General features: G+C 28.5%; 20 protein-coding genes. 14 read left to right on the top strand and 6 right to left on the bottom strand.

Annotated elements, in window-relative coordinates:
* Nucleotides 1-52: 52 nt before the first annotated feature.
* From rlmD to IPP08_10785, 3 genes are all read left to right on the top strand, one after another.
* Nucleotides 53-1,474, top strand: coding sequence for a 23S rRNA (uracil(1939)-C(5))-methyltransferase RlmD (gene rlmD, locus IPP08_10795; GenBank protein ID QQS66243.1), 1,422 nt, complete (start codon nt 53-55; stop codon nt 1,472-1,474).
* Between the two features lie 127 nt (nt 1,475-1,601).
* Nucleotides 1,602-2,966: a hypothetical protein gene (locus tag IPP08_10790; protein QQS66242.1), complete on the top strand. Its 1,365-nt coding sequence runs from the start codon at nt 1,602-1,604 to the stop codon at nt 2,964-2,966.
* A gap of 25 nt (nt 2,967-2,991) precedes the next feature.
* Nucleotides 2,992-3,915, top strand: a complete 924-nt coding sequence (locus IPP08_10785; GenBank protein ID QQS66241.1) for a CPBP family intramembrane metalloprotease — start codon at nt 2,992-2,994, stop codon at nt 3,913-3,915.
* A 23-nt stretch (nt 3,916-3,938) separates the two neighbouring features.
* On the opposite strand, the gene guaA is transcribed toward IPP08_10785, so the two are convergent.
* Nucleotides 3,939-5,483, bottom strand: a complete 1,545-nt coding sequence (guaA, locus tag IPP08_10780; GenBank protein ID QQS66240.1) for a glutamine-hydrolyzing GMP synthase — start codon at nt 5,481-5,483, stop codon at nt 3,939-3,941.
* 267 nt (nt 5,484-5,750) lie between these two features.
* Here guaA and IPP08_10775 point away from each other — a divergent pair, with 267 nt between their 5' ends.
* The gene (locus IPP08_10775; GenBank protein QQS66239.1) at nt 5,751-6,401 is read left to right on the top strand and encodes an NAD(P)-binding domain-containing protein; all 651 of its coding nucleotides are present in this window, start codon (nt 5,751-5,753) and stop codon (nt 6,399-6,401) included.
* A gap of 100 nt (nt 6,402-6,501) precedes the next feature.
* Here the strand turns inward: IPP08_10775 and IPP08_10770 are convergent, their stop codons facing one another.
* Nucleotides 6,502-8,217: a CTP synthase gene (locus IPP08_10770; protein ID QQS66238.1), complete on the bottom strand. Its 1,716-nt coding sequence runs from the start codon at nt 8,215-8,217 to the stop codon at nt 6,502-6,504.
* A gap of 339 nt (nt 8,218-8,556) precedes the next feature.
* Between IPP08_10770 and IPP08_10765 the strand changes: the two genes are divergently transcribed.
* The 4 genes from IPP08_10765 (at nt 8,557) to IPP08_10750 (ending at nt 13,170) form a co-directional block, all read left to right on the top strand.
* A complete protein-coding gene (locus tag IPP08_10765) occupies nt 8,557-9,396 on the top strand; it encodes an acetyl-CoA carboxylase carboxyltransferase subunit beta (GenBank protein ID QQS66237.1) in 840 nt (279 codons plus the stop codon).
* A 170-nt stretch (nt 9,397-9,566) separates the two neighbouring features.
* A complete protein-coding gene (locus IPP08_10760; GenBank protein ID QQS66236.1) occupies nt 9,567-10,784 on the top strand; it encodes a tyrosine--tRNA ligase in 1,218 nt (405 codons plus the stop codon).
* Between the two features lie 265 nt (nt 10,785-11,049).
* Entirely contained in the window at nt 11,050-12,069 is a 1,020-nt protein-coding gene (locus IPP08_10755) for a rod shape-determining protein (protein QQS66235.1), read from the top strand.
* Nucleotides 12,070-12,312: 243 nt separating this feature from the next.
* Complete coding sequence (locus IPP08_10750) at nt 12,313-13,170, top strand: rod shape-determining protein MreC (protein QQS66234.1); 858 nt, start codon at nt 12,313-12,315, stop codon at nt 13,168-13,170.
* Nucleotides 13,171-13,213: 43 nt separating this feature from the next.
* Here IPP08_10750 and IPP08_10745 read toward each other — a convergent pair whose 3' ends face one another.
* Nucleotides 13,214-13,519 (bottom strand): septum formation initiator family protein, encoded by a 306-nt coding sequence (locus IPP08_10745; GenBank protein ID QQS66233.1) that lies wholly within the window; start codon nt 13,517-13,519, stop codon nt 13,214-13,216.
* A 95-nt stretch (nt 13,520-13,614) separates the two neighbouring features.
* Between IPP08_10745 and IPP08_10740 the strand changes: the two genes are divergently transcribed.
* The 4 genes from IPP08_10740 to gcvH all read left to right on the top strand — a co-directional run bounded on the left by IPP08_10740 (nt 13,615) and on the right by gcvH (nt 17,379).
* Nucleotides 13,615-14,199: a hypothetical protein gene (locus tag IPP08_10740; protein ID QQS66232.1), complete on the top strand. Its 585-nt coding sequence runs from the start codon at nt 13,615-13,617 to the stop codon at nt 14,197-14,199.
* Nucleotides 14,200-14,849: 650 nt separating this feature from the next.
* Nucleotides 14,850-15,917 (top strand): acyl-CoA desaturase, encoded by a 1,068-nt coding sequence (locus IPP08_10735; protein QQS66231.1) that lies wholly within the window; start codon nt 14,850-14,852, stop codon nt 15,915-15,917.
* 139 nt (nt 15,918-16,056) lie between these two features.
* Nucleotides 16,057-16,896, top strand: coding sequence for a 3-hydroxybutyryl-CoA dehydrogenase (locus IPP08_10730; protein QQS66230.1), 840 nt, complete (start codon nt 16,057-16,059; stop codon nt 16,894-16,896).
* Nucleotides 16,897-17,001: 105 nt separating this feature from the next.
* The gene (gcvH, locus tag IPP08_10725; protein ID QQS66229.1) at nt 17,002-17,379 is read left to right on the top strand and encodes a glycine cleavage system protein GcvH; all 378 of its coding nucleotides are present in this window, start codon (nt 17,002-17,004) and stop codon (nt 17,377-17,379) included.
* Between the two features lie 90 nt (nt 17,380-17,469).
* Here the strand turns inward: gcvH and IPP08_10720 are convergent, their stop codons facing one another.
* Nucleotides 17,470-18,075 carry a carboxymuconolactone decarboxylase family protein gene (locus IPP08_10720; protein ID QQS66228.1) on the bottom strand — a complete coding sequence of 202 codons (606 nt, stop codon included), beginning with the start codon at nt 18,073-18,075 and terminating at the stop codon, nt 17,470-17,472.
* A 375-nt stretch (nt 18,076-18,450) separates the two neighbouring features.
* Between IPP08_10720 and IPP08_10715 the strand changes: the two genes are divergently transcribed.
* The gene (locus tag IPP08_10715; GenBank protein ID QQS66227.1) at nt 18,451-19,512 is read left to right on the top strand and encodes a DUF2279 domain-containing protein; all 1,062 of its coding nucleotides are present in this window, start codon (nt 18,451-18,453) and stop codon (nt 19,510-19,512) included.
* Nucleotides 19,513-19,588: 76 nt separating this feature from the next.
* Nucleotides 19,589-20,344 (top strand): glycosyltransferase, encoded by a 756-nt coding sequence (locus IPP08_10710; GenBank protein ID QQS66226.1) that lies wholly within the window; start codon nt 19,589-19,591, stop codon nt 20,342-20,344.
* Nucleotides 20,345-20,416: 72 nt separating this feature from the next.
* Here IPP08_10710 and IPP08_10705 read toward each other — a convergent pair whose 3' ends face one another.
* Nucleotides 20,417-22,186: a hypothetical protein gene (locus tag IPP08_10705; GenBank protein ID QQS66225.1), complete on the bottom strand. Its 1,770-nt coding sequence runs from the start codon at nt 22,184-22,186 to the stop codon at nt 20,417-20,419.
* Between the two features lie 99 nt (nt 22,187-22,285).
* Nucleotides 22,286-24,163 (bottom strand): carboxypeptidase regulatory-like domain-containing protein, encoded by a 1,878-nt coding sequence (locus IPP08_10700; protein QQS66224.1) that lies wholly within the window; start codon nt 24,161-24,163, stop codon nt 22,286-22,288.
* Nucleotides 24,164-24,212 lie beyond the last annotated feature (49 nt).

The following is a 24,212-nucleotide window of genomic DNA, read 5'->3' as shown; positions in this document are numbered from 1 at the left end:
TTGCAGGGATTTTTTTTTAATAAATGTATTAAAAATTAAAGTTAATAAAATTATGGAAGAAAAAAATACAAAACCAAAAAAGGGAGATGAAATAGTTATTACTCCAAACAAAGCTGCTTTTGAAGGTTCTTGTGTTGGAAGAACTGAAGATGGTTTTACGATATTTATTTCGGGATGTGTACCAGGGGATACGGTAAAAGCTGTTCTTAAAAAAGTAAAAAAAAGTTATGCAGAAGCAAAAGCTATTGAAATTATAAATCCATCAATTTACCGTGTAGATCCTGTTTGTTCCCATTTTGGAGATTGTGGTGGATGTAAATGGCAAAATTTTGCATATAGCTCTCAAATCGAATGGAAACGACAACATGTTATAGATTCATTTGAAAGAATCGGTCATTTGAAAGATATTATTGTGAAAGAAACTTTGTCAAGTGAAAATGAGTATTTTTATAGAAATAAAATGGAATTTTCCTTTGGAGATAAAAGATGGTTAACAGATATTGAAGTAGCAAATGATGAAGAAATATTAGATAGAAATTTTGCTTTAGGATTACATGCACCAGGTAGATATGATAGGGTACTTGACGTATTAAATTGTTACCTGCAATCGGAAGTTAGTAATAAAATTTTAAATTTCAGTAAAAAGTTCTTTAAAGAAAATTCCACCTCAATTTATAATACTCATTCACATTCTGGTATATTAAGAAATTTATGTATTAGGCATTCTGTTGCAAGAAAAGAGACAATGGTTATTATAGTTACTAGTGAAGAAGTAGATGATTTAATTTATGAGTATTCAGATATGTTAAAACTAAATGTTCCAGAAGTTACAACCTTGGTTCAAGGTATTAATAGAGGAAAGGCACAAATTGCATTTACAAATGAAACAAGAGTCCTTTATGGAAATGGAATAATAACTGAAAAAATTGCAGGTAATGAGTTTGATATTTCACCATTTTCATTTTTTCAAACAAATTCGCTACAAGCAGAGCAACTTTATAAAGTAGCTATTGAAGCAGCGGAGATTCAACCAGAAGATATTGTTTGGGATCTATATTGTGGTGCTGGAACAATAACTTTAGCAATAGCTGCTAAAGCTAAATTTGTATTAGGAGTTGAGCAGAACGAAGGCTCAATTAAGGATGCTGATTTGAGTGCAATTAAAAATAATTACTTTAATACAAAGTTTATTGCTAGTGATTGCAGAAGCTTTATCAATAGGGTTGATTTGCCAAAACCAAATATTATTTTTACTGATCCACCCAGAGCAGGTATGCACACAGATGTAGTCAATATGATAAAAAAAATTGCACCAGAAAAAATAATTTACATAAGTTGTAACCCAACAACTCAAGCTCGTGATTGTGAACTGCTAATGGATATGTATTTAATTGAATATGTTCAACCTGTAGATATGTTCCCTCAGACTTATCATATTGAAACTGTTGCTAAACTCACTTTGTTAATGAAATAAATTAGTTGATTAGTATTACAAATTATTAAAATTATTTTCTGAAAAGGTGGTTATTAAGAAAATAATCGAAGAGAAATTCTATTGTAGAAGATTATTGAACTAATTAAAAAGAAACAAATAAATCATAATGAAGTATTTCAACATATTTTTTCTTGTAATTTTATTAAGCATTAAGTTTTGTCCTGCTCAATCGGCTAAGAATACAGCAGATAGCCTTATTAAGGCAAATCCTCAGTTGTTTGAACCACTAAAAAATGATTCTAATAAAATTGATTCTAACAAAATTGATTCAATTAGATCAAATAAACCAATTAAAATAGATTCTAATACAACAATAAATTTCAAAGTAAATACTAAATTAATTGATAGTATTAAAGCATTAAGATATTCTGGAATATTTGAATCTTTTGTACCAATTTTTGAACAAATCAAAACTAAAGAAGAATTGCCATTTATTAGTTATGATAAAGCTGATGGATTTTATATAGGTATTGGCTCATTTGATTTGCTTTCTATGTATAAAAAAGATTTTGGAATTAGTGTAGGTTTTGGTTATGGATTTGGTTCTCATTATTGGCAATTTAAAGGAGGATTATCAAAATCATTCGGAGACTTTACAAAGCCAACAATTGTTAATATTGAGGGACATATTCTGACTGATACAAAGGATGCTTGGAAAATGAGCCAAACAGAAAACATATTTAGTGCCATGGTTATGGGTCGAGATGCTAGAGATTACTATAATAGGAATGGTTTTTCAATTGCAGTAGGAAAAATATTTTCAAAAAAATTGAATATGAAAATTGAATACAGAAATGATATGTATTCTTCATTAATTAGGAATGTTAATTGGTCAATATTTGGTGATAAATTTCCTTTTTCTGAAGTTGCTGAAGTTTATAACGGAAAATTAAGCTCATTGATTTACAGAGTAGGTTATGATGAAGTAACAAACGGTGAAAACACATGGTTAAATGGTATTTTTGGAGTTGAAGGTGAAATAGAATTATTGTTAAATGATATAAATTTGAATAACACATCTGATAATATTAAATATAAAATAATTGTTACTGATATTGTATATAAAAATGAATTGTTTAAAAACGTAATTTCATTTGCAATGCATGGAAGGTTCGGAATTGGTTTTGGAGATGTACCTAATCAAAAAACTTTTACTGTTGGTGGAATAGGTTCTTTAAATGGATTTAATCAAAATGAGTTTAGTGGAACTAGATTAGGTTTAATCCAAACTGATATGTTTTTTAGTTTATGGAATGTTACAAACTTAATCTTAACAAATGATTTCTGTTTTATAAGTAATCCAGGTTCTAGTTCAAGCTTGTTCTCTGGTTTACCTACTAGCATTAACGATATAAAATATTCATTTGGTATTGGTTTTGGTGGTCGTGAAGGAATTAGTATGGGATATCATTTTAGGGGAGATATTTATAGTAAACCAAATTTTATTTTAAGATTAGCTAAGCGTTTTTAAATTTTAAAATTGCAATAAATCAATATTGGAGAACTTTATTTCAAATTCAAAATACCAAAAGAATAAGGCTGGTTGGTATTTATTAGGTACTATTACTTACTTAATATTTTCAGGAGTAATAATGGCATTACCGCTTTATTTCATTATGAACTATTATGAAGTAAGCAGTTTTTCTTTAAATAAGCCACTAATTGAAAGTTTAAATTTATTAATTGGAATTGTGTTTAGTTTTTTAGGTGGGATAATTGGATTGAAGTTGATGTTTAAGTATATTCATAAAAGCACTTTGCAAAATATAATATCAACATCAAACAAAATAAGAATTAATAGAATTGTTTGGGGGTTTGTAATTTTATTTTCATTTAATATAATGACAGATATTATTAATTATTTATTTAATCCCGATGACTATCAATTCTTAGGTTTATCAAGTTTTAGAGTAATAATGTTTTTTGCATTTTTGATATTAATTCCAATCCAAGCAGGAGCTGAAGAATTATTATGTAGAGGTTATTTAATGCAAGGAATTTTTAGAACTACAAAATCAGTTTGGACTAGTATAATTTTGCAATCTTTAATTTTTGCATTGTTACATTCAGCAAATCCTGAAGTACTTAAATTTAATCCAATTTACATTTATTTAAGTTATATATCTACAGGTATATTCTTTGGTTTGTTAACAATATTCGACAATGGAATAGAACTAGCAATAGGTATGCACGCAGCATCTAATATTTACTCATTGAGTATAATTAACTATAAAAATTCTGCAATTCCAACAAATAGTTTTTTTAATGCAATAGAAATTAATCCTCAATATTCATTTTACTTAGGAATCTTAAGTTATGTATTAATTTTAGTTATCTGCTATTATTTATTTAAATGGGAAGAGATTAGAAAAAATCTAAGTAAAATAGAAATTGAAGAAAATTTAATACCACTAGATTAAAGAAAAATAATATTAAATACAATTTACTCCCATTCAATAGTTGCAGGAGGTTTAGATGAAATATCATAAACAACTCTATTTATCCCTCTAACTTCATTTATAATTCTATTAGATACTCTTGCAAGAATATCATAAGGTATTCTTGCCCAATCGGCTGTCATACCATCAGTACTTGTAACTGCACGTATTGCACAAACATTATCATAAGTTCTTTCATCACCCATAACACCAACACTTGAAACTGGAAGCAAAACAACGAAAGCTTGCCATATTTCAGAATATTGATTTGAAGTATGTAACTCATCAATGAAAATCTCATCAGCTTTTCTTAAAATTTCACAACGTTCATATGTTACTTCACCTAGTACTCTTACAGCCAATCCAGGACCTGGGAAAGGATGCCTATCAATGAATTCATTTGGCAAACCAAGTTCTCTTCCAACAGCTCTAACCTCATCTTTAAACAATTCTCTAAATGGCTCTAACAGTTTTAAATTCATTCTTTCTGGTAATCCTCCAACATTATGATGAGATTTAATTGTTACAGAAGGACCCTTAAAAGAAACTGATTCTATAACATCTGGATAAAGTGTTCCTTGAGCTAACCACTGTGCATTTGAGAATTTTTTAGCTTCTATTTCAAATACATCAATAAATGTTCCTCCTATAATTTTTCTTTTTTTCTCTGGATCTGTAATACCTTCTAGCCTAGATAAAAATAAATTACTTGCATCAACAAATTCAAGTGGAATGTGTAATTTATCTTTAAATAATTTTAATACATTTTTAGATTCGTTCTCTCTCATTACACCATTATCAATATGAATGCAAAGTAATTGGTCACCAATTGCTTTGTGTAACAAAACTGCTGCAACACTTGAATCAACGCCACCTGAGAGCCCACAGATAACCATACCATCACCAACTTTTTCTTGAATATCTTTAATAGTAGATTCAATAAAAGCACTAGCACTCCATCCTCCAACTGCTTTACAAATCTCAAATACAAAATTGTATAAAATCATTTTTCCATTAGGAGTATGGTGAACTTCAGGATGAAATTGAACTCCATAAATATTTTTTTTAGCATTTGTAATTACGCAAATAGGTGCGTTATCAGAATGAGCAGCTATAGTAAATCCTGATGGAATTTTGGTTAATGAATCACCATGACTCATCCAAACAGTATTGTTATTTTGAAGACCTTTAAATAATTTACATTCATAGTCATCAATAATTAATTCTGCACGACCAAATTCACGTTTGTAGGATCTGTTGACTTCTCCCTCATTTTGATAAGCTATCAATTGCAATCCATAACAAATTCCTAAAATAGGAATACCTAAATCAAAAATCTGATTTGAGCTATGAGGAGCATTTTCTTCATACACAGAAGATGGTCCTCCAGAAAAAATAATACCAATCGGTTTAAGTGATTTAATTTTATCAATGGTGATATTGTACGGATGAATTTCAGCGTAAACACAGCATTCACGTACTTTACGTGCTATTAATTGAGTATATTGAGATCCGAAATCGAGAATTAGAATTAGCTCAGTATGTAACATTTAATGTAAACGATTTAATAATAAAAAATATCAATATCTTATAAATGAGTTGAAACACTTAGAATATATAAGCGTTACATTAATCTTTTTATAATTTTTGCAAGGGGCAAAAATATGGAAATATGTTTGTTATACATTATGAATTCGAAGAATTTATTGAATAATTAAGTTAAAATTTTGAGTTTGTGATTTTATAAATTTGACAATATCTAGAATTAGAAATCGTCTTACTATTATGTAAAACAATAATTTATACTTCACAATAAAATGAAAAAAATTGGGATTATAGGATCGGGAGTTGTGGCAAAAACTTTAGGTACTGGCTTTATTAAACATGGTTATGATGTTATGTTAGGTTCAAGAGATATTAGTAAACTTGAAGAATGGAAAAACCAAAATAGTGGTAAAACTGGAAGTATGGAAGAAGCCGCTAAACATGGTAACATAATAGTGCTTGCAACAAAAGGTTCAGCTAATGAAGAAGCAATTAATATTATGGGTATTAGCAACATAAAAGGTAAAACTATTATTGATACAACTAACCCAATCGATGAAACTGAATTCCCACCAAAAGATGGAGTTCTAAATTTTTTTACTCCAAAAAATGGATCATTAATGGGGAATATTCAAGAGAAATATCCTGAAGCAAATTTTGTAAAAGCATTTAATTCTGTTGGTAGTGCATTAATGGTAAATCCAGAATTTGGAGGGGATAAACCAACAATGTTTATTTGTGGAGACAATGATATTGCAAAGAAAGAAGTTACATCAATATTAGATCAATTTGGCTGGGATGCTGAAGATATGGGTACATCACAAGCAGCGGGTCCAATTGAAAGTCTTTGTATACTTTGGTGTATTCCAGGATTTAAATCAAATAATTGGAACCATGCATTTAAACTTTTAAAAGTCAAATAATTAGTAAATTAAGATTTAAAATATAATACAAATAATAGATAGAAAAATAGCACATAACTATTTTAGTTATGTGCATTATTTTTGAAATCTGTTTAAAAAATTATTTAGATTTTTTTAGTTTTTCTTTAATTACAATATTTTTAATTTTACTAACTGATAATGGTATTTTTTTTACCCTGTTATCCATTGATGCTTTAACAAAAGACTTGAACAATGGGTGAGGAGATAGTAGCCTTGATTTGAGTTCTGGATGAAATTGACAACCAATAAAAAAAGGATGGTCTTCAATCTCAATCATTTCAACTAGCTTACCATCTGGAGAGACGCCACTTAGAACTAAATCGTTATTTTCTAAAATCTCTCTGAAATCATTATTTACCTCGTATCTATGGCGATGTCTTTCTGTTATGAACTGTTCTTTGTAAGAGTTAAGAGATCTAGTCCCTTTTTTTAATATGCATGGAAAGCTGCCTAACCTCATAGTTCCACCTTTTTCTTTAATTGCTTTTTGATCTGGCATAAAATCAATAACTGGATTCTGAGTTTTTACAAATTCAGCAGAATTAGCATCTTTTATAATACAAACATTTCTAGCAAATTCAATAACTGCACATTGCATACCCAAGCAGATTCCAAAGAATGGAATTTTATTTTCCCTTACATATTGAATTGCCATAATCTTTCCCTCAACTCCTCTAGAACCAAATCCAGGAGCAACTAGAAGTCCATTAATATCTTTCAATTCACGTTTTACATCTGAGTAAGATAACAACTCTTCACTATCAATCCATTTTAACTCAACTTTTACATTATTCGCAGCACCAGCATGAACAAAAGCCTCAATAATAGATTTATATGCATCTTGGTATTGAGTATATTTCCCGCACATTCCAATTTTAACAACTCCTAAAGAAGGTTTCTTAATTCTATGTGTTAACTTAATCCAATCTCTTAAATCTCTATCATGAGTAGTTAAATTTAGTTTATGTAATACAATATCATCAAAATGTTGGTTAGCATATATTTGAGGTACTTCATAAATAGTAGATGCATCTCGAGCTTCAATAACAGCTGTTGTATCAACATTGCAGAATAATGAAATTTTTTCTTTCATTTCACGAGAAATTTTTTGTTCACTTCTACATACTAAAATATCAGGCTGAATCCCAAGCTCTAATAATAACTTAACTGAATGTTGAGTAGGTTTGGTTTTCAACTCACCAGCAGCTTTTATATAAGGTATATATGTTAAATGTACATGTAATGCATTTCCACGACCCAACTTATGAGTAAGTTGACGAGCAGATTCCATATAAGGTAATGATTCAATATCACCCACCGTTCCGCCAACTTCAATAATAATTACATCATAATCTCCAGTATCTCCAAGTAATTTCATACGTCGAACAATCTCACCAGTAATATGTGGAATAACTTGGACAGTTTTACCTAGATAATCACCTCGACGTTCTTTAGTGATAACTTCAAAATATACCTGACCAGTTGTTGTATTATTTGATTTAGTCATTGATTGATTTAAAAATCTCTCATAATGACCTAAGTCCAAATCAGTTTCTGCCCCATCTTCAGTAACATAAACTTCACCATGTTGGTAAGGTGACATTGTTCCTGGATCAACATTTATGTATGGATCAAATTTTTGTATGGTAACCTTTAAACCTCTAGATTTAAGCAAAACTCCCAATGAAGCAGAAGTTATTCCTTTGCCTAAAGATGAGACAACCCCACCGGTAATAAAAATATATTTAGTATTGCACTTTGTTTTTAAAGGCGCAACAGTATTGAGTTCTTTCACTATTGTTTGTTTATTTGTAATGTAAAGATGAGAATTCTAATTGAAGGGATGCAAATTTAATGCATTATTCTTACTTAAGCAAAAAGAAAAGTGTAATTCTTAATCAATCTCAATTTCATAACTTGCATGTAAGAATTTATAAAAGTCTAAAAATAATATAGATTGTAAATAATTTTTTATCATAGAATATTAATTAATTCATATTTCTAGCATATTAATAAGGTCTTTAATTAATTTTAATAGGAAGATTAGTTATTTATGTAAATATGAAAATGTATTAGTTAATAAATAGTAATTGTTTGTAAAATTAATTGTTAAATTTAAACTAAAAATAAAAAAGTGGCTTGGTTCCATCGTTCAAGAAAAAACATAGAAGAGCAAAACAGTCGTGAGATGCCTGATGGTTTGTGGATGAAATGCTCTGGTTGTGATCATATTATTTACAAAGGTGAATTAGAAGAACACCTTTCAACTTGCTCTCAATGTAACAAACATTTCCGTATTAAAGCAAATGATTATTTGAATTTACTCTTTGATAATGAGAGTTTTATTGAATCAGATAAAGATGTTACACCTGGTGATCCACTAAATTTTAGTGACGAAATATCTTATGTTAAAAGATACGAACAAGCAGTACAGAAAACTGGTTTGAAAGAAGCTATTACAATTGGAACTGGCTTTGTTGATGGCAAGAAAATTTCAATTGCTGCCATGGATTTTAGTTTTATTGGGGGCTCAATGGGTTCAGTTGTTGGTGAAAAATTTTGTAGAGCAATTGATGTTGCAAGAAAAGAAAAAATTCCATTTGTTGCCATCCCCGCTTCTGGTGGTGCTCGTATGCAAGAAGGAACTTTCTCACTTATGCAAATGGCTAAAACTTCTTCTCATTTAACTTTACTTTCTGAAGAGGGCTTACCATACATTGTAATTTTAACAGATCCAACTACTGGGGGGGTAACTGCATCATTCGCTATGTTAGGAGATATTACAATTGCAGAACCAGGCGCACTAGTTGGATTTGCAGGACCTAGAGTTATTGAACAAATGACAAAGAAAAAACTTCCTCCAGGATTTCAAAGATCAGAATTCCAACAATTCCACGGTTTTGTTGATATTATAGTTCATAGAAAAGAACTTCGGTCTACATTAAGTAGAGTGTTAAATTTAATTAAATATTAATTCATTTAAAATGAAATTTATATTGGGATTTATTATTAGTTTAATTTATCTAAGTTTAAATTTTTAGTTTCTAAGTTAATATACCAACTTTAATAAATTAATAAATGATTCCTGAATTTCCTTCAGAAATCATTTTTTAATTCTATATAATCATTTTTTATATAAACAATTTGAATAATACTTTCCCATCATTAAATGAACAGCTTGATTTGATTAGTCGTGGTGCTGATGAAATAATTCCTGTTGAAGAACTAGTAAAAAAAATAGAGAAATCCATAGAGACAAAAACTCAATTAAGAATTAAACTAGGAGCAGATCCATCAAGACCAGACTTACATATTGGTCATGCAGTGGTATTACAAAAGCTAAGGGATTTTCAAGATTTAGGTCATAAGGCGATATTAATAATTGGTGACTTTACTGCTATGATTGGTGACCCTTCAGGTAGATCTAAAACAAGACCTCCATTAACATTAGAAGATACTAGGGAAAATGGACAAAGTTATTTTGAACAAGCTGGAAGAGTTTTATCAAAAGATAATATAGAGATTAGGTATAATTCTGAATGGTTAGATAAAATGAGTTTTACAGATGTAATTAAATTATCTTCAAATTATACTGTTTCTCAAATGCTTGAGCGAGATGATTTTCATAAGAGATTTGAAGGTGAAACACCAATTTCTCTTCATGAGTTTTTATATCCTTTAGCTCAAGGTAAAGATTCAGTTGCAATTGAATCTGATGTTGAGCTTGGTGGAACAGATCAAAAATTTAATCTTTTAGTTGGTAGGGAATTACAAAGAGCAAATGGTATGGCACCTCAAGTTATTATGACATTTCCACTGTTAGTAGGGATTGATGGAGTGGAAAAAATGTCAAAGTCTTTAGGCAATTATATAGCTTTTACTGATACTCCTCAGGATATGTTCGGTAAAACTTTATCAATTCCAGATTCTGCTATGTACACTTTTTATAAATTAGCACTTTTTAAAAACGATATAGATTTAAAAGAAATTCAAGACAAATTAAAATCTGGGGAACTTCATCCAAGAGAATCGAAAAGAGAATTAGCTAGAGGTATAACTGCTCGATATTATAGTGCTGAAGAAGCTATGAATGCTCAAGAAGAGTTTGATAAAATCTTCATAAAAAAAGAAGTACCAGAAGATATTGAAAGTTTTATTGTTAAGAATCCTATCCTAATTTTAGACTTAATAGTTGATGCTAAATTATCTGCAAGTAAAGGTGAAGCAAGAAGATTAATTCAAGGTGGAGGAGTTACTTTAAATGGTGAAAAAATAAATGATATCAATTTTATGTTTGATGGAATAAAAGAAAGTATTCTTAAAATTGGAAAAAGAAAATTTTTAAAACTTACAATTAATTAATCAATAGTATAAGAACTGATTCGTTGAAATTTAACTCTTAAAATATTTTTTAAGAGTTTTTTTATTGAATCAATTTATAAAATCAGAAAAATTGAATTACAAATTGTCAATTTATATCTAATTTTTTAAAATAAAATATTAAGTTACAAAAATATTATTTTAATATTATTATAAACGAATGTTTGTTTGTAGTTTGCAGATTATAGATAATTGAAAGATATTATTAGAACATTTTTGTTCAACAATCTAATTATAAGAAAAGTAAGTGTTTAATTTTTTCTCAAACGATATAGCAATTGACCTTGGAACTGCCAATACTCTTATTTGGGCTAAAGGGAAGGGAATAGTTCTTGATGAACCTTCAGTTGTTGCTTATGATCGTTCTTCAAAAAAAATTGTTACTGTAGGTAAAGAAGCCCAAGCCATGATTGGGAGGACACATAAGGGAATTGAAACTATAAGACCATTAAAAGATGGTGTTATAGCTGACTTTGAAATTGCTGAAGGAATGTTAAGGTTATTTATTAAAAAAGTTACAACAAATTGGCAACCATCAAGAAGAATTGTTGTTTGTGTGCCATCTGGAATTACTGAGGTTGAAAAACGAGCTGTTAGGGATAGCGCCGAACATGCTGGTGGAAAAGAGGTGTACTTGATTGCAGAACCTATGGCTGCAGCCATTGGAATTGGTTTGGATGTAAAAGCACCAATTGGGAATATGATTGTAGATATAGGTGGTGGTACTACTGAAATTGCTGTTATAGCTCTTGGAGGTATTGTTACTGATTCTTCAATTAGAATTGCTGGTGATGAGATGACTGCTTCAATTGTTCAGTTCTTTAAAAGAAACCATAATATTCTAATTGGTGAGAGAACCGCAGAAAATATTAAATGTCAAGTTGGAACTGCTATGCCCCTTGAAGAAGAAATTGAAGTTGAAGTTAAAGGAAGAGATTTAGTTGCAGGAATTCCAAGAATAGTTCATATAACAAGTGCCGAAATTCGTGAAGCTTTGTCTGATCCAATTATGGCTATTGTTGATGCTGTTAAAGTAGCTTTGGAAAAAACTCCACCTGAACTTTCTTCAGATATTTTAGATAGGGGAATAATGCTAACTGGTGGTGGGGCTCTTTTACGAGGACTTGATGAAAGACTAAAAAGAGAAACTTCTTTACCAGTTTTTATAGCTGACGAACCTTTAACTGCTGTTGCTCGTGGAACTGGTAAAGTTTTGGAAAATATGGATGATTATATACCTGTTCTTCTTAAAAGCAAGAGATATTAAGTTCCTAATTTAAAATTGTAAATTGAAATAAAATATTGTTAGAATTATTGGGATTGTTATTGTAATTATTAGTGTAATTATTAGGGTAATTATTAGTGTAATTATTTTCATTCAGATTAACTTAAAGTTCATCCAATTTAATATTTACTATTTTAATTATACATTTTCTTTCCACAAAAAAAATTGAATAGATTCTCATAAAAAGTAAAATCTAAAAAATTACAAATTAATTTTTGATTTAATTTGAATAGCTCCCTTCAAAGACTTATAGATCTGATAGTTAAGTATAAAGAATATACTTCAACTATTATTCTTACTATTATTTCATTTGTTTTAATATCCCGCTCAACTAATGATGAGACTAGGTTTTTTAGAACAGTTTCTGTGGGAGTAATTGCATTTGTTCAAAATGCATTTGACTGGATTCCAAACCCTTATGCTTTACAAAGTGAAAACAGAGCTTTAAGAAGACTTAATTTAGGTATTTCCTTAGAGATGATGCAATTAAGAGATGCTGGGAATAAAATTGAAAGAATTCAAGAATTGTTAGCTTTAAAGCAATTTTCTCCAATGAAGTTAAAAGCTGCACATGTAGTAGGAAGTACTACTATAGGCCAAAGGAGATATGCTACTTTAGATGTTGGAGGTTTAGATAGTATTATTATTGGTATGCCAGTTATTACTGATCAAGGATTAGTTGGAAGGATAATTGGAACTAGTGGTGGATTTTCAGTTGTTGAATTGTTATTAAATGATGAATTGAGATTTGCAGGAAAAACAATTAAGTTTGCTAACCAAGGAATTTTAGTTTGTAAAAGAGGTCAATTATATTTAAGAAATGTTCCTTCTGTAAATACCCAACTAAAAGGTGATACTGTAATCACATCTTTATTCTCAACTATTTTTCCTCCTAATATAGTTATCGGAACAATCGAAGAGATTTCTGAAGAAAAAGGTACACTTTTTCATGAACTTAAAATAAAGCCTTCTGTGAATTTTTCTAACCTTGAAGAAGTCTTTGTAATTCTTCAAACTGCAGATCCAGAAAGAATTAAGTTAGAGAATGAAACAATTGGGGCAGATTTAGAACAAGAAAAATAATTACTATAAGTATTTATAAATTTAATTTTCATTAAAGTGTAATTTATTTTTCTTTGACAATGTAAACCGACTCACCTGGTTTTGTCATCATGTATCTTTCTCTAGCAACTCCTTCAATAGTTTTAGAATCAGTTTTTAACTTGTGTATTTCTTTCTTTAATGAATCTTGAATAAATAGCTCCTTATCCCTGTCTATTTGCAGATTTGCAACATCTGTTTCAAGTTGAAACCGAGTTAAAATCCCTCGACTGCTAAATACTGCACCCCACAACAAAAACAGAATTACTGGAATAGAGACTATTATAGTTGTAGATGAAAGCACTTTGTAATTCTTTCCAAAAATTTTCATTTATTCTTCAAAGTTTTAATTGTTCCTAAATTTTTAACGATATTCGTATAAAATAAATGTTAAAATAAATACTATAACAAAATTATTAAATAATTATGAAATTGAAATTTATACTTGCAATTGTATTATTAATCTCATTAAATTCTTGTGCTAATAAAGATGAGAAATTAAGTTCAAACAATGAAACAATTAATCAACAATCAATCAATAATAATGATAGTGGACTTAACTCGATCACAAATAGTACTTCTAAAGAAAGCGTAAATTTAGATAATGATTTAGGTGGTAAAAATGTAAAGAGAGGTGGAGCAAGATATGATTTCACTGTTCCTCAAGTTGCATTACCAGATTGTGCAAAAATAATTATTGCTGCGTTAACAAAAATTCCATACGTAGAAAGTATTTCAACTGGTGGATCGCAAATTACAATAGTTGTTTCAGATATGACAACTACACAAATAAAACTTGAAGAAGCTATATCAAATGTTGGCTTTAGTACTAAAAATCTTAGGTACAATCCTGAGGCTTACAGTAAGCTTCCAGCTGAATGTAAAGAGGGTGCTGATGTAAATGATTTAAAAGGAAAAGAGAAGAGTACAGAAAAAGATTTGTTGAAGGATAAAGAAATAAAAGATAGCAAATCTGATTCAAATTCTACTAATCCAAAAGGAAAAATTTAATCTGATAATTAAGTTCTACCTTTCTAAAATTTCGAAGATGAAATATTAAATCACTGAAATAAAATTTAAATGAAAATTTTAAGTAAAAGTAAAATAGTTTAGGACTAAAGTACTTTTTAAGCAAAATAGTGTATCCCTGCAAACCAACAAATAAGTGGCTTGCAGGTTTTTTTATATTTTAAATTAAAAATGAATTTGATTTAAGAGTTCAGTGAAATATTTAAAATAAAGTAGGAATAATGTTAGTATAATAACCCAATCATTCAAGATTTGAATATGGCAATTAAGAGTAGGAAAATTTAAAAAAAAATTAAGTTTAAGGTGTATTAATCTAGAACTTATATTAAAGTTAATATTGGTTTTAATTGAATGAATTGATTCTATGAAATTTGCAAACGACTTAACAAAATAATATAACTTAGATATGAGATTGTAAATTGTCCAATCATTTTATATTTCCTTTACAATAATCAATCAAAATGATTGTCAACTAAAAATAAATTATTTACCTTTTTAATTTGTAAATATCAATTTATACAATCTGAAATATTACAAAGAATTTAATATTTTTTATTAAATTTCAATCAAATTAATCTTAATAAACGTTGTAATTTTGCAAATTAATTTTTTCTCTTCTTATTAAAACACAAATGCAAAAACTGACTTTTGTTGCTCAAGACAATACATTCTTTAATGTTTTAAAAGAACGTATTGATTCATACTTTAAAGAAAAAGGAGTCCTTCCAACAGGAAATTACAAACTTTATTCTAAAACAATAATTTTAGGAATAACCGCAACAACTCTTTATACAATTCTTGTTTTTTTTACTCCAGTTTGGTGGCTTGCTTTGCCTTTATGTGCTTTGTTAGGAGTTAATTTTGCTTCAATTGGTTTTAATGTTATGCATGATAGTTGCCATGGAAGTTATTCAAGTAAAAAATGGGTTAATGAACTTTTCGGTTACTCATTAGATAGCATGGGAGCAAGTTCATTTATTTGGAAAGTCCGTCATAACTTAGTTCATCATTCTTTTACTAACATTTACGGACATGATGATGATATAGATATACAGCCATTTATGAGGACAAGTAGAGATCAACCAATTAACAAATTTCATAAATACCAATATTGGTATTGTTTTCCATTATATGGCTTAACATATTTATCTTGGGTATTTTTAGTTGATTTTAGATATTATTTTTCAAGAAGAATTGCTAATAAAAAAATTAGCTCAATTTCCATAAAAGATCATATTACTTTTTGGGGAAGTAAATTATTTTATACCACAATGGTTTTAGTTATACCATCAATTGTGGTTGGAGTAATTCCAACACTTATTGGGTTCTTTATCATGGCTTCAATTTGTGGTTTGTTCATTAGTGTAATACTTCAGCTTGCTCATTTAGTAGAAGCTTGCGATTTTCCAGTTCCAGAAGAAAAAACAGGAAACATTGAGAATCAATGGGCGGTACATCAAATGGAGACAACAACAAATTTTGCAACAAGCAACAAGGCTTTATCGTGGTTATTAGGTGGTTTGAATTTTCAAATTGAGCATCATCTTTTTCCTAGAGTATCACATGTCCATTACAATGAAATTAGCAGAATAGTTAAAGAAGTTTGCAAGGATTTTAATGTTCGTTATTATGAATATAAAACTTTTTTCCAAGCTTTAAAATCACATGTAAGGTATTTAAAAACAGTTGGTGTTATTTAATGTAATTTGGATTTTTTCATAGATTTTAAAAGTCATCTTTCTTACATAATTTATGTAGTTAGATGATTTTTTTTTTTCTTAATTAAAAATTGGGAATGTAAGTTTTAATTTATTCAATTATCTTTGTAAAAATTACAAAATGAAAGCTAAAGTTTTTGGTGTTTGTGGAGCTGGAACTATGGGTGCTGGAATTGCATATAGTGCTGCACTAGCAGGCTTTGAGGTTATTCTTTATGATTTCCCAGAACCATTAAACAATGGCAGATTGAGTATTGATAAATTTAGTAAAGATTCGGTTGATAGAAAGAAATTAACGCAAGAGCAAGTAGATACACTATTATCAAGATTCCATTTTGTAAGTGATTTAGAAAAACTTTCAGATTGCGATATAATTATAGAAGCTATTATTGAGAATCTTCAAATAAAACAGGATCTGTTTGTTAAACTTGAATCAATAACAAATGATGGAACTATACTTGCAAGCAATACTTCATCATTAGCAATAACTGCTATTTTTAGTAAATTAGTTAAGACTGAATTTTCTGTTGGGATGCATTTCTTTAACCCTGCTCATGTTATGAAACTTGTTGAGGTTATTAAAGGTTATAGAACCAGTGAGGAAACAATTGAAAGGGTGATTGAAATTTGTAAATTGTTAAGTAAGATTCCAGTAAATGTAAAAGATACTCCAGGATTTATCGTTAATCGAGTTGCTAGAAATTTTTATGGTGAGGCTTTTAGAATTGTAAGTGAAGGTGCTGCTACTGTTCAGAAAGTTGATGAATGTATGAAAAATATTGGGTTTAAAATGGGACCTTTTGAATTAATGGATTTAATAGGTATTGATATTAATTTTGCAGTAACACAATCTGTTTATTCACAATATTTTAATGAAGCTAGGTTTCAACCAAATTTAATACAAAGTAAAATGGTTGAAGCTGGATTGCTTGGTAAAAAAACAGGTAAAGGATTTTATTAGACTATGAAATAAATTCTTTATTTTTATTTTAACTTACTTAAATGAATTTTGAAAATGTCATTCTAATATAATTTTAAAAAAAATAGTAAATCAAAAAATTTAATCATGAATTTTCCAGAAGAACTTAAGTATGATAAATCCCATGAATGGGTACGTTCAGAGGGTAAAATAGGAACAATTGGAATAACTGATTTTGCTCAGAGTGAATTAGGGGATATTGTATTCTTAGATATAACTAAATCAGTTGGTGATCAAGTTGAAGTAGGCGAAATATTTGGAACTATAGAAGCAGTTAAAACTGTATCTGATTTGTATTCTCCTGTTTCTGGTAAAATAGTAGAAATTAATAATGATGTTAACGATACTCCTGATAGTATTAATAAAGACCCATACAATTCAGGTTGGATGGTTAAAGTTGAAATAACTTCTGGGTTAGATTCACTTATGGATTCAACTACATATAAGTCTTTGATTGGTATGTAAAGTTATAATTACTAAACTTAAAGCCTCTAAAATATCTGGTTTTAGAGGCTTTGATTATTTTAAAATAAAATATAACTTTCAAAAAATTGATTAGAAAGTTGTTGTACAAAATCCTGATGTAAGAGCAGTAACTCTTAACACTTCTTCAAGTTGAGAATTTGAGCCGCCATATTTATGAAAACTCTCAATATGACCTCTAAGACAATCTGCACAATCATTTAACAATGAAATAGCAATACATATAGACTCAACTTGTAACTGACTTAAATGCTGAGCATTTAACATTGTATTTAACTTGTAAGCTGGTCGAAAATTAGAATATTCACTAGTACCTGCTAATCTTTGAAATTTAAAAAATATATTTTGAGTCATTATATTACCTGTTACTGCAATTGCTTCAGTGATTAAATCATCATTAACTCCTTCACTTTTAGCATGAGCCAAACGAGCATTCAATGCATTCTGATTATGTAAAGCAGATGCTACAGCAATTGTAATAATATGCTTTGTAAATAAATCGATAGCTCCTTCTGATACATGTTTATGGAAATTATAAAGTGTATCGTTTAAATATGACTTACTAGCTGAAATTGATTTGTATGCCTCAGGGACAAACCCAAGTTTTTTTTCTATTAAAGTAAATAACTCATTTGAATTCATATCAGTGTGATTATTTTCTATGAAAGTAGTATTCATTCCGACTTTAAATTTTAATTAAAATATTAGAATTAGTTTTAATAAGAAATATTTAATCCTTATTATTTTTTTAAGTTACTATTGTAAAAATATAAAATTCTTATTTTGAATAACTAGAATTTTTGTAAATATTAGTATCATATAAACACTTTAAAAGGATTAGAGTTACTTTTTAAACTAAAAAAATTGAAAATCAATTATTAAAAATTTTATAAATGATTGTTTTTTAATTTTATATTTTCAACTTGAATTATTAATTGTAAATTATTTTTAATAAATAATTTACAATTAATTTTTAGTAATCTTTTTAAAGAATATCTTTAATTTTATTTACTTATTTTAGAAAATGACAGAATATCAAAAAAATAAAATATTTTGAAAAGAGTTAATTACCTCACTTTATTATTCTGGATTTCTTTATTTGTAGTTTTAATTTCAAAAAATACCTTTGCATCAAGTTCAAATAGAATTTATAATGATTCTTTATTTGAAACATCCGATTCGATAAAAGTTATTAATGATTCAATAACAAAAATAAATTTTGAAAATCTAAAAATTTTACAATCAGATTATTTGGAATCTGGTAATTCAAGGTACACTTTGGCAGGTTATTTGCCTTATAAACATACTCAATTAAAGCCTGCTACTGTTATTGGTTTCGGTAGTGCATTATTAGCATTAGCAACAACTATAACCCTATATCAACAAGCGTGGTACCCAGATAGTACTTCTGGAAAATTTAACTTTGAGAGTTTAGATTACGGATGGAAGTATTCATTGCAGTTAGATAAACTTGGTCATACTTTTGGTGGTTTTATAAGTACATATTTTTCAAATGAAGCTTTTACCGCTTGTGGAATGAATCCTGATGATGCTGCTTTTTATGGTGTGATTGGTGGATTATTCTTTCAAACTTTTATAGAAATTCAAGATGGATTTCACAGTAATTATGGTTTTGATTGGACCGATGAATTGAGTAATGTTTTGGGTGCTAGTTATTTTTATATTCAAAGAAAAATTCCAGCATTGCAAAATTATAGGTTGAAATGGTCTGCGGGACCATCTTATAGAGATTCCTCAAGAAATGCTGCTCAAATAAGATCGAGGTTGTTAGTAGATGATTATGATGGGCAGAACGTGTGGCTTTCATTCAAGATGCATAACATTTTACCAAATAATATTAAGGATTACTGGCCCAAATGGCTCTGCTTAGCTTTAGGTTATGGTGTGAAGGACGTTGAACTTATTGGTTACAGCCCTTATAGAACTGCTTTTGTTTCTTTAGATTATGATTTAATAGAATTACTGCCAAACCTTGGGACATTTGGTAATTGGTTAGTTCAAACATTAAATAACTTCAGGCTTCCAGCACCTGCATTACAATTATTACCTGAGTTAAAATTCATTATACTTTTTCCTTTTAAAATTTCATTTTAGTTTTTTTAAGTCACTTAATGTCAAAATTAAATACTTGATTCAATAAAAAAATCTTATTGCAAGCATTAAATCAAATTTGAATATTCAAAGAAATCCTAAAATAAGTATTGTTATACCTGCTCTTAATGAAGAAAAATTGATAGCAAACACATTGTTATGTTTTCCATTAACTCAAAGGCGAAAATTCAATTTAGAGCTTATAGTAAGCGATGGTGGTAGTAGTGATAAAACAATTGATATTGCTAAAAAGTTAGCTGATAAAGTTGTTGAACATAAAGAAAAAAGAAGGCAAACAATTTCTGAAGGAAGGAATAAAGGGGCAGAACAAGCAGATGGAAAAATCTTAGTTTTTATTAATGCAGACACAGTGCCATGCTACCCTGAAAAATTCATTTCTTCAATTGTTTCATATTCAGAAAAAATGTTCAGTGATAAAATGGTGGTTGCAATTGCATGTTCGGTGGAAATTGCACCAAATGAAAGAAAAACTAGTGATAGAATTTTTCATTTAATTTTCAATAATTATGTTAGGATGTTAAATTTTTCTGGTTTTGGTATGGGGCGTGGCGAATGCCAGATTGTTAGATCAGATATGTTCCATAAAGTAGGAGGTTATGCAAATGAAATGGCAGCAGGTGAGGATTTTAACTTGTATCAAAAGCTTGGCAGACTGGGTAGAATTGGTTATCATAAGGAACTTAAAGTTTATGAATCTCCTAGAAGATTTAGAAGGTATGGATACTGGAAGGTTTTATTAGAATGGACTTTAAATGGTCTTGCAGTAATGATGATTGGTCGCAGTGTGTCAAAAGAATGGGAGGAGATAAGATAAATTTGATATACAAATAATTGTTAGATAATAATTTAAATAAGTATAATAATAGATTTAAAATTCAAAGTTAAATTAACTCATTTTAACAATAATATAACCCTCATTGCTTTCATCTGTAGAAAAGTTCAAATTGCCAATTCCAGCTTCTTGCAATTCATTCATAATTCCTAAACCTTTCAAAAATATATTCTTATTTGTTGTTTTAGATTTTATAACAAGCTCTGAGCTATCATTCATATTAGAAATTATTTTATCAATAAATGCACTTTGAGGTGATTGAAAATTAAGTTCATTTTCATTAGTAGGAAAATAAAATTCCTGGACAACTTTATTATTAGTAATCTCTTTTTCGTTGAATCTAAAATTCAATGTATCATAAGTAATTTTATTATTACCAAGTGAATCTCTAACCTCAAATTCAGCAATCATAATTGGAAGATCATTACCTTGTTCTAATGAGATGAACATTTCAAATCCTTGTGGTTTTATTTCATCAAGACCATAATATCTACCAATGATTTTATTTGCACAATGAAGAGTTGTGATTGAATAATTAATTGGATAATCTGATTTTACATTTTTATCAATTGAAATTTTTGGTAAAGTAAAATCATTTACAATCCATTCTATAACAACAGGTGAAAACAACTTTTGTTTATTGGTTTGTATTTCAATAAAGCTATTTCCAAATTTTAAGAATTTAGTTTTAATTATAATCCTTTGAGAATTAATCTCACAATTATTGCATAAATAATCCCTTAATTTATTAACAACCGTTAGCTCACATTCGTTGCAATTATTTACCAATGTTATATTTATTGAAGTATCATTTTTAAGTCTTAATGAAAGTATATTTATATAATTTTTCTCAATATCTATTATACTGCTTTTTGATAAAGAATTAATTTTAAAATTTTTGAATTCTTTTGACGAAAGATCATTCAACGAAATAATTTCTTTGAAGTAATATCTAGTTTTAAAAGGATAATAATTTTTATAATTAATTCTATCGATATTAATAACAGCTAAACTTGACTTTTGGTTATTTATTTTAAAATTAATTTCAGCATTTGTATTAGATATTTTTTTATTGACTTTATCTTGAATAGCAGAATCAATTAAAATATCTTTGGGTATAATATGTGATAATAAGGAAGTCAAAGAAACACCAATACCTCCTACTATAGTTCTAGAAAACTTAACATTCTTTGAAACTGCAGTAATATCAACCATAAAATATGGCTCAAGACTTAAGTTGAATTTTGGATTAAGTGTTAGAATCAATTCAGGTGAAATACAAAATCCCCATCTAAAAGGAGATGAACTAATTGCTGATCCACTTGCTAAAAGTTTACTTGGTAGAGATGAATCTGAGAATTCAAGGGTTTGAGTTATACTCGAGAATAGTCTTTGTTCTGACCAAAGACCAAAATTTAATTTAATTAAATCTGTAATCCCAATTCTTGAGTCTAAATTAAATTTTAAAGAACCAACAGTTGAATTAACGGTAAATCTTTGATTACCAATCTGAGGGAATGCAGTATCAATCAAGAAATAATTTGTTATGAACTTACCACTTGATATATTAAAACCAGCAAAAGCAGAAAATCCGAGTTTAGGAAAAAAATAGTTATCTGAGAAAAACCTACCACCAACATTCAAAGTTTGGTTTGATGAAGTACCCAAACCATTATAAACAAATTTATTAATAACACCCGGTTCACGTTCTATAGCCAATGGCAAGCTAAGTTCATAAGAAAATTTCGCTCCAAAATTATCTTGAGAGAAAATGAAATTATTTAAACTTATTTGAAAAAAAAATATAATTAATAAAATCTTCATTCATTAATAAAACTGTGGTGTAAAATTAAGAAGCCCAATGCAATTAATATCAAGAAAAAAGATATTTATGCATTGGGATAATTAAAAATACTAAGAAACTTAATCAACCTTTTCTAAAATAGCAACGAATTTGCCGGTAACATATACAAATGATTGACTAATTTTTTCATCTTTATAAACCAATTTAAATTTAATTTCAACTTTGGAACCCAATCTAAAAATAGGCTCTCTTTCAAAAGATATTTCTGTAGAATCATCAATAGGAATCATTTTGATATTAATATCCGATAATTTTGTATTCGCATCAGCACCAACAATAAAAAACTTAGATATGTTTAATGAATTCATAGATTTTTTATAATACATATCTAAACCTGCTTCAATGTATTTGCTACCCGACAGACTGAAATTAACTTTATAAACTTCAGAGTCACTATTGATACTGCGATCTCTTAAAGATGAAGCTACAAGCCTTTGAATTGGTGGATTGTTAGTTGAATCTGGAAAATAAAATTTGTTTTCATATCCTTTTCTACTAATATTTATAAATGATCTTGAAAGTATATCATCTTTACATAATGAAATTACTTTTGGGATATTTGCTCCTTTTTCAATTTGAATAATCTCACTTTTAACTTTATCGTAAGTTGAAGTTATAATTTCAATTGAATTAATATTTTGTGGAATAGGAATTCTAAATGGTCTGAACAATTGAACCTTTGATAAAAAGTATTTTCTGCTGTTCCCATTAAAATCAATAAAAGAGGCTACTATCAAAGCATCAGCGCTTAATCTACTTTCTTCACAATCTCTGATAACTAATGTTGCATACAATGGACAAGGAAGTTTTATCTCACCACAATTGTATTCAGAATTAGGTAATTGAGCAGGTACTGTTAAAATTTCAGGTGTTGTATTTATCCCTTCAATATTAATACTAACTTTTAAATCTATTCCAGATGGAATCCATTGAAAGAAATTACCTGAACTATCTGTTTTTACAATAACTCCATCAATGTTAACTAAAGCTCCATTAATTGGTAATTTATTGCAATCAATAACTTTTCCATGAATTGTAGATTTATCACCTTTAAAATCGATATTCCATGAAGATAAATGTTTAACAAATCCAATATAACTTTGCCCTTCTCTTGTTGCAAATCCTTCTTCAAACCAATTGCCTAAAACATCATTATAATACCACATTGAAATTGTATTCTGAGCTTTTGAAGTACGAGAGTTTGGTATAGGAAAAATTAACTTTGCTTCTTTACCTGATCTAATTTGTAATGGTTCGCCATTTGGTGTTTCAAGTTTTGAATCAATTATACCTAATGAATACAACATAACAGGTTTGCTATTAATATCTTTGCCATATAAATCTGAGCCACCAACAAATCTTCCAAAGTTTAATTCAGTTGGGTTCAAATACCTGCAAATAACATTTACCTGACCTGTATAAATTTCACCTTTAAAATTAATTACTCCTCCAGATGGGATTTCAATAGAAGGTTGAGTAATTAAGTTAGGATTGTTAGAAAAAGAAATCTTACCACCATTTGCACCAGAAAAATTACCTATAATTTTCTCTTGAGCTAAAATTAATTGAACTACATGTGAATTTGTATGTGTACTTGATAGACCTATAGAAGCATTATAACAACCCCTTTTCTGGCAGTTAACAACAAATCTTTCAGTAGGAACATCAATATCCTTAAATCTAAAAATTCCGTTTGAATCTGTAAATGTATTTATGTGAGTTCCTAGTATAGTTACTAAAGCATTGCTTATTTTTAAGCCTTTTTCATCGGTAACTAATCCATCAAGATTAACTTTATTAAAAGAAATAATACTAACTGAATTAATTACCTTTGGCTCAAGAGTATCTTGGCAAGCAGTAAAAAATACTGCAAGTAAAATTATCGAAAAGATATTTATTCTAAATTTCTGTAAAAAACTTATAACAAAAACAATCATTTTTAAAATATAATAATGTAATATAACTTTCTATTTTGAGATATAGTTT

The organism is Chlorobiota bacterium (assembly GCA_016700335.1).
Classification (GTDB): domain Bacteria; phylum Bacteroidota; class Ignavibacteria; order OLB7; family OLB7.
Note: the sequence above shows the minus strand (reverse complement) of the source record. Positions and strands in the feature narration are given on the sequence as shown.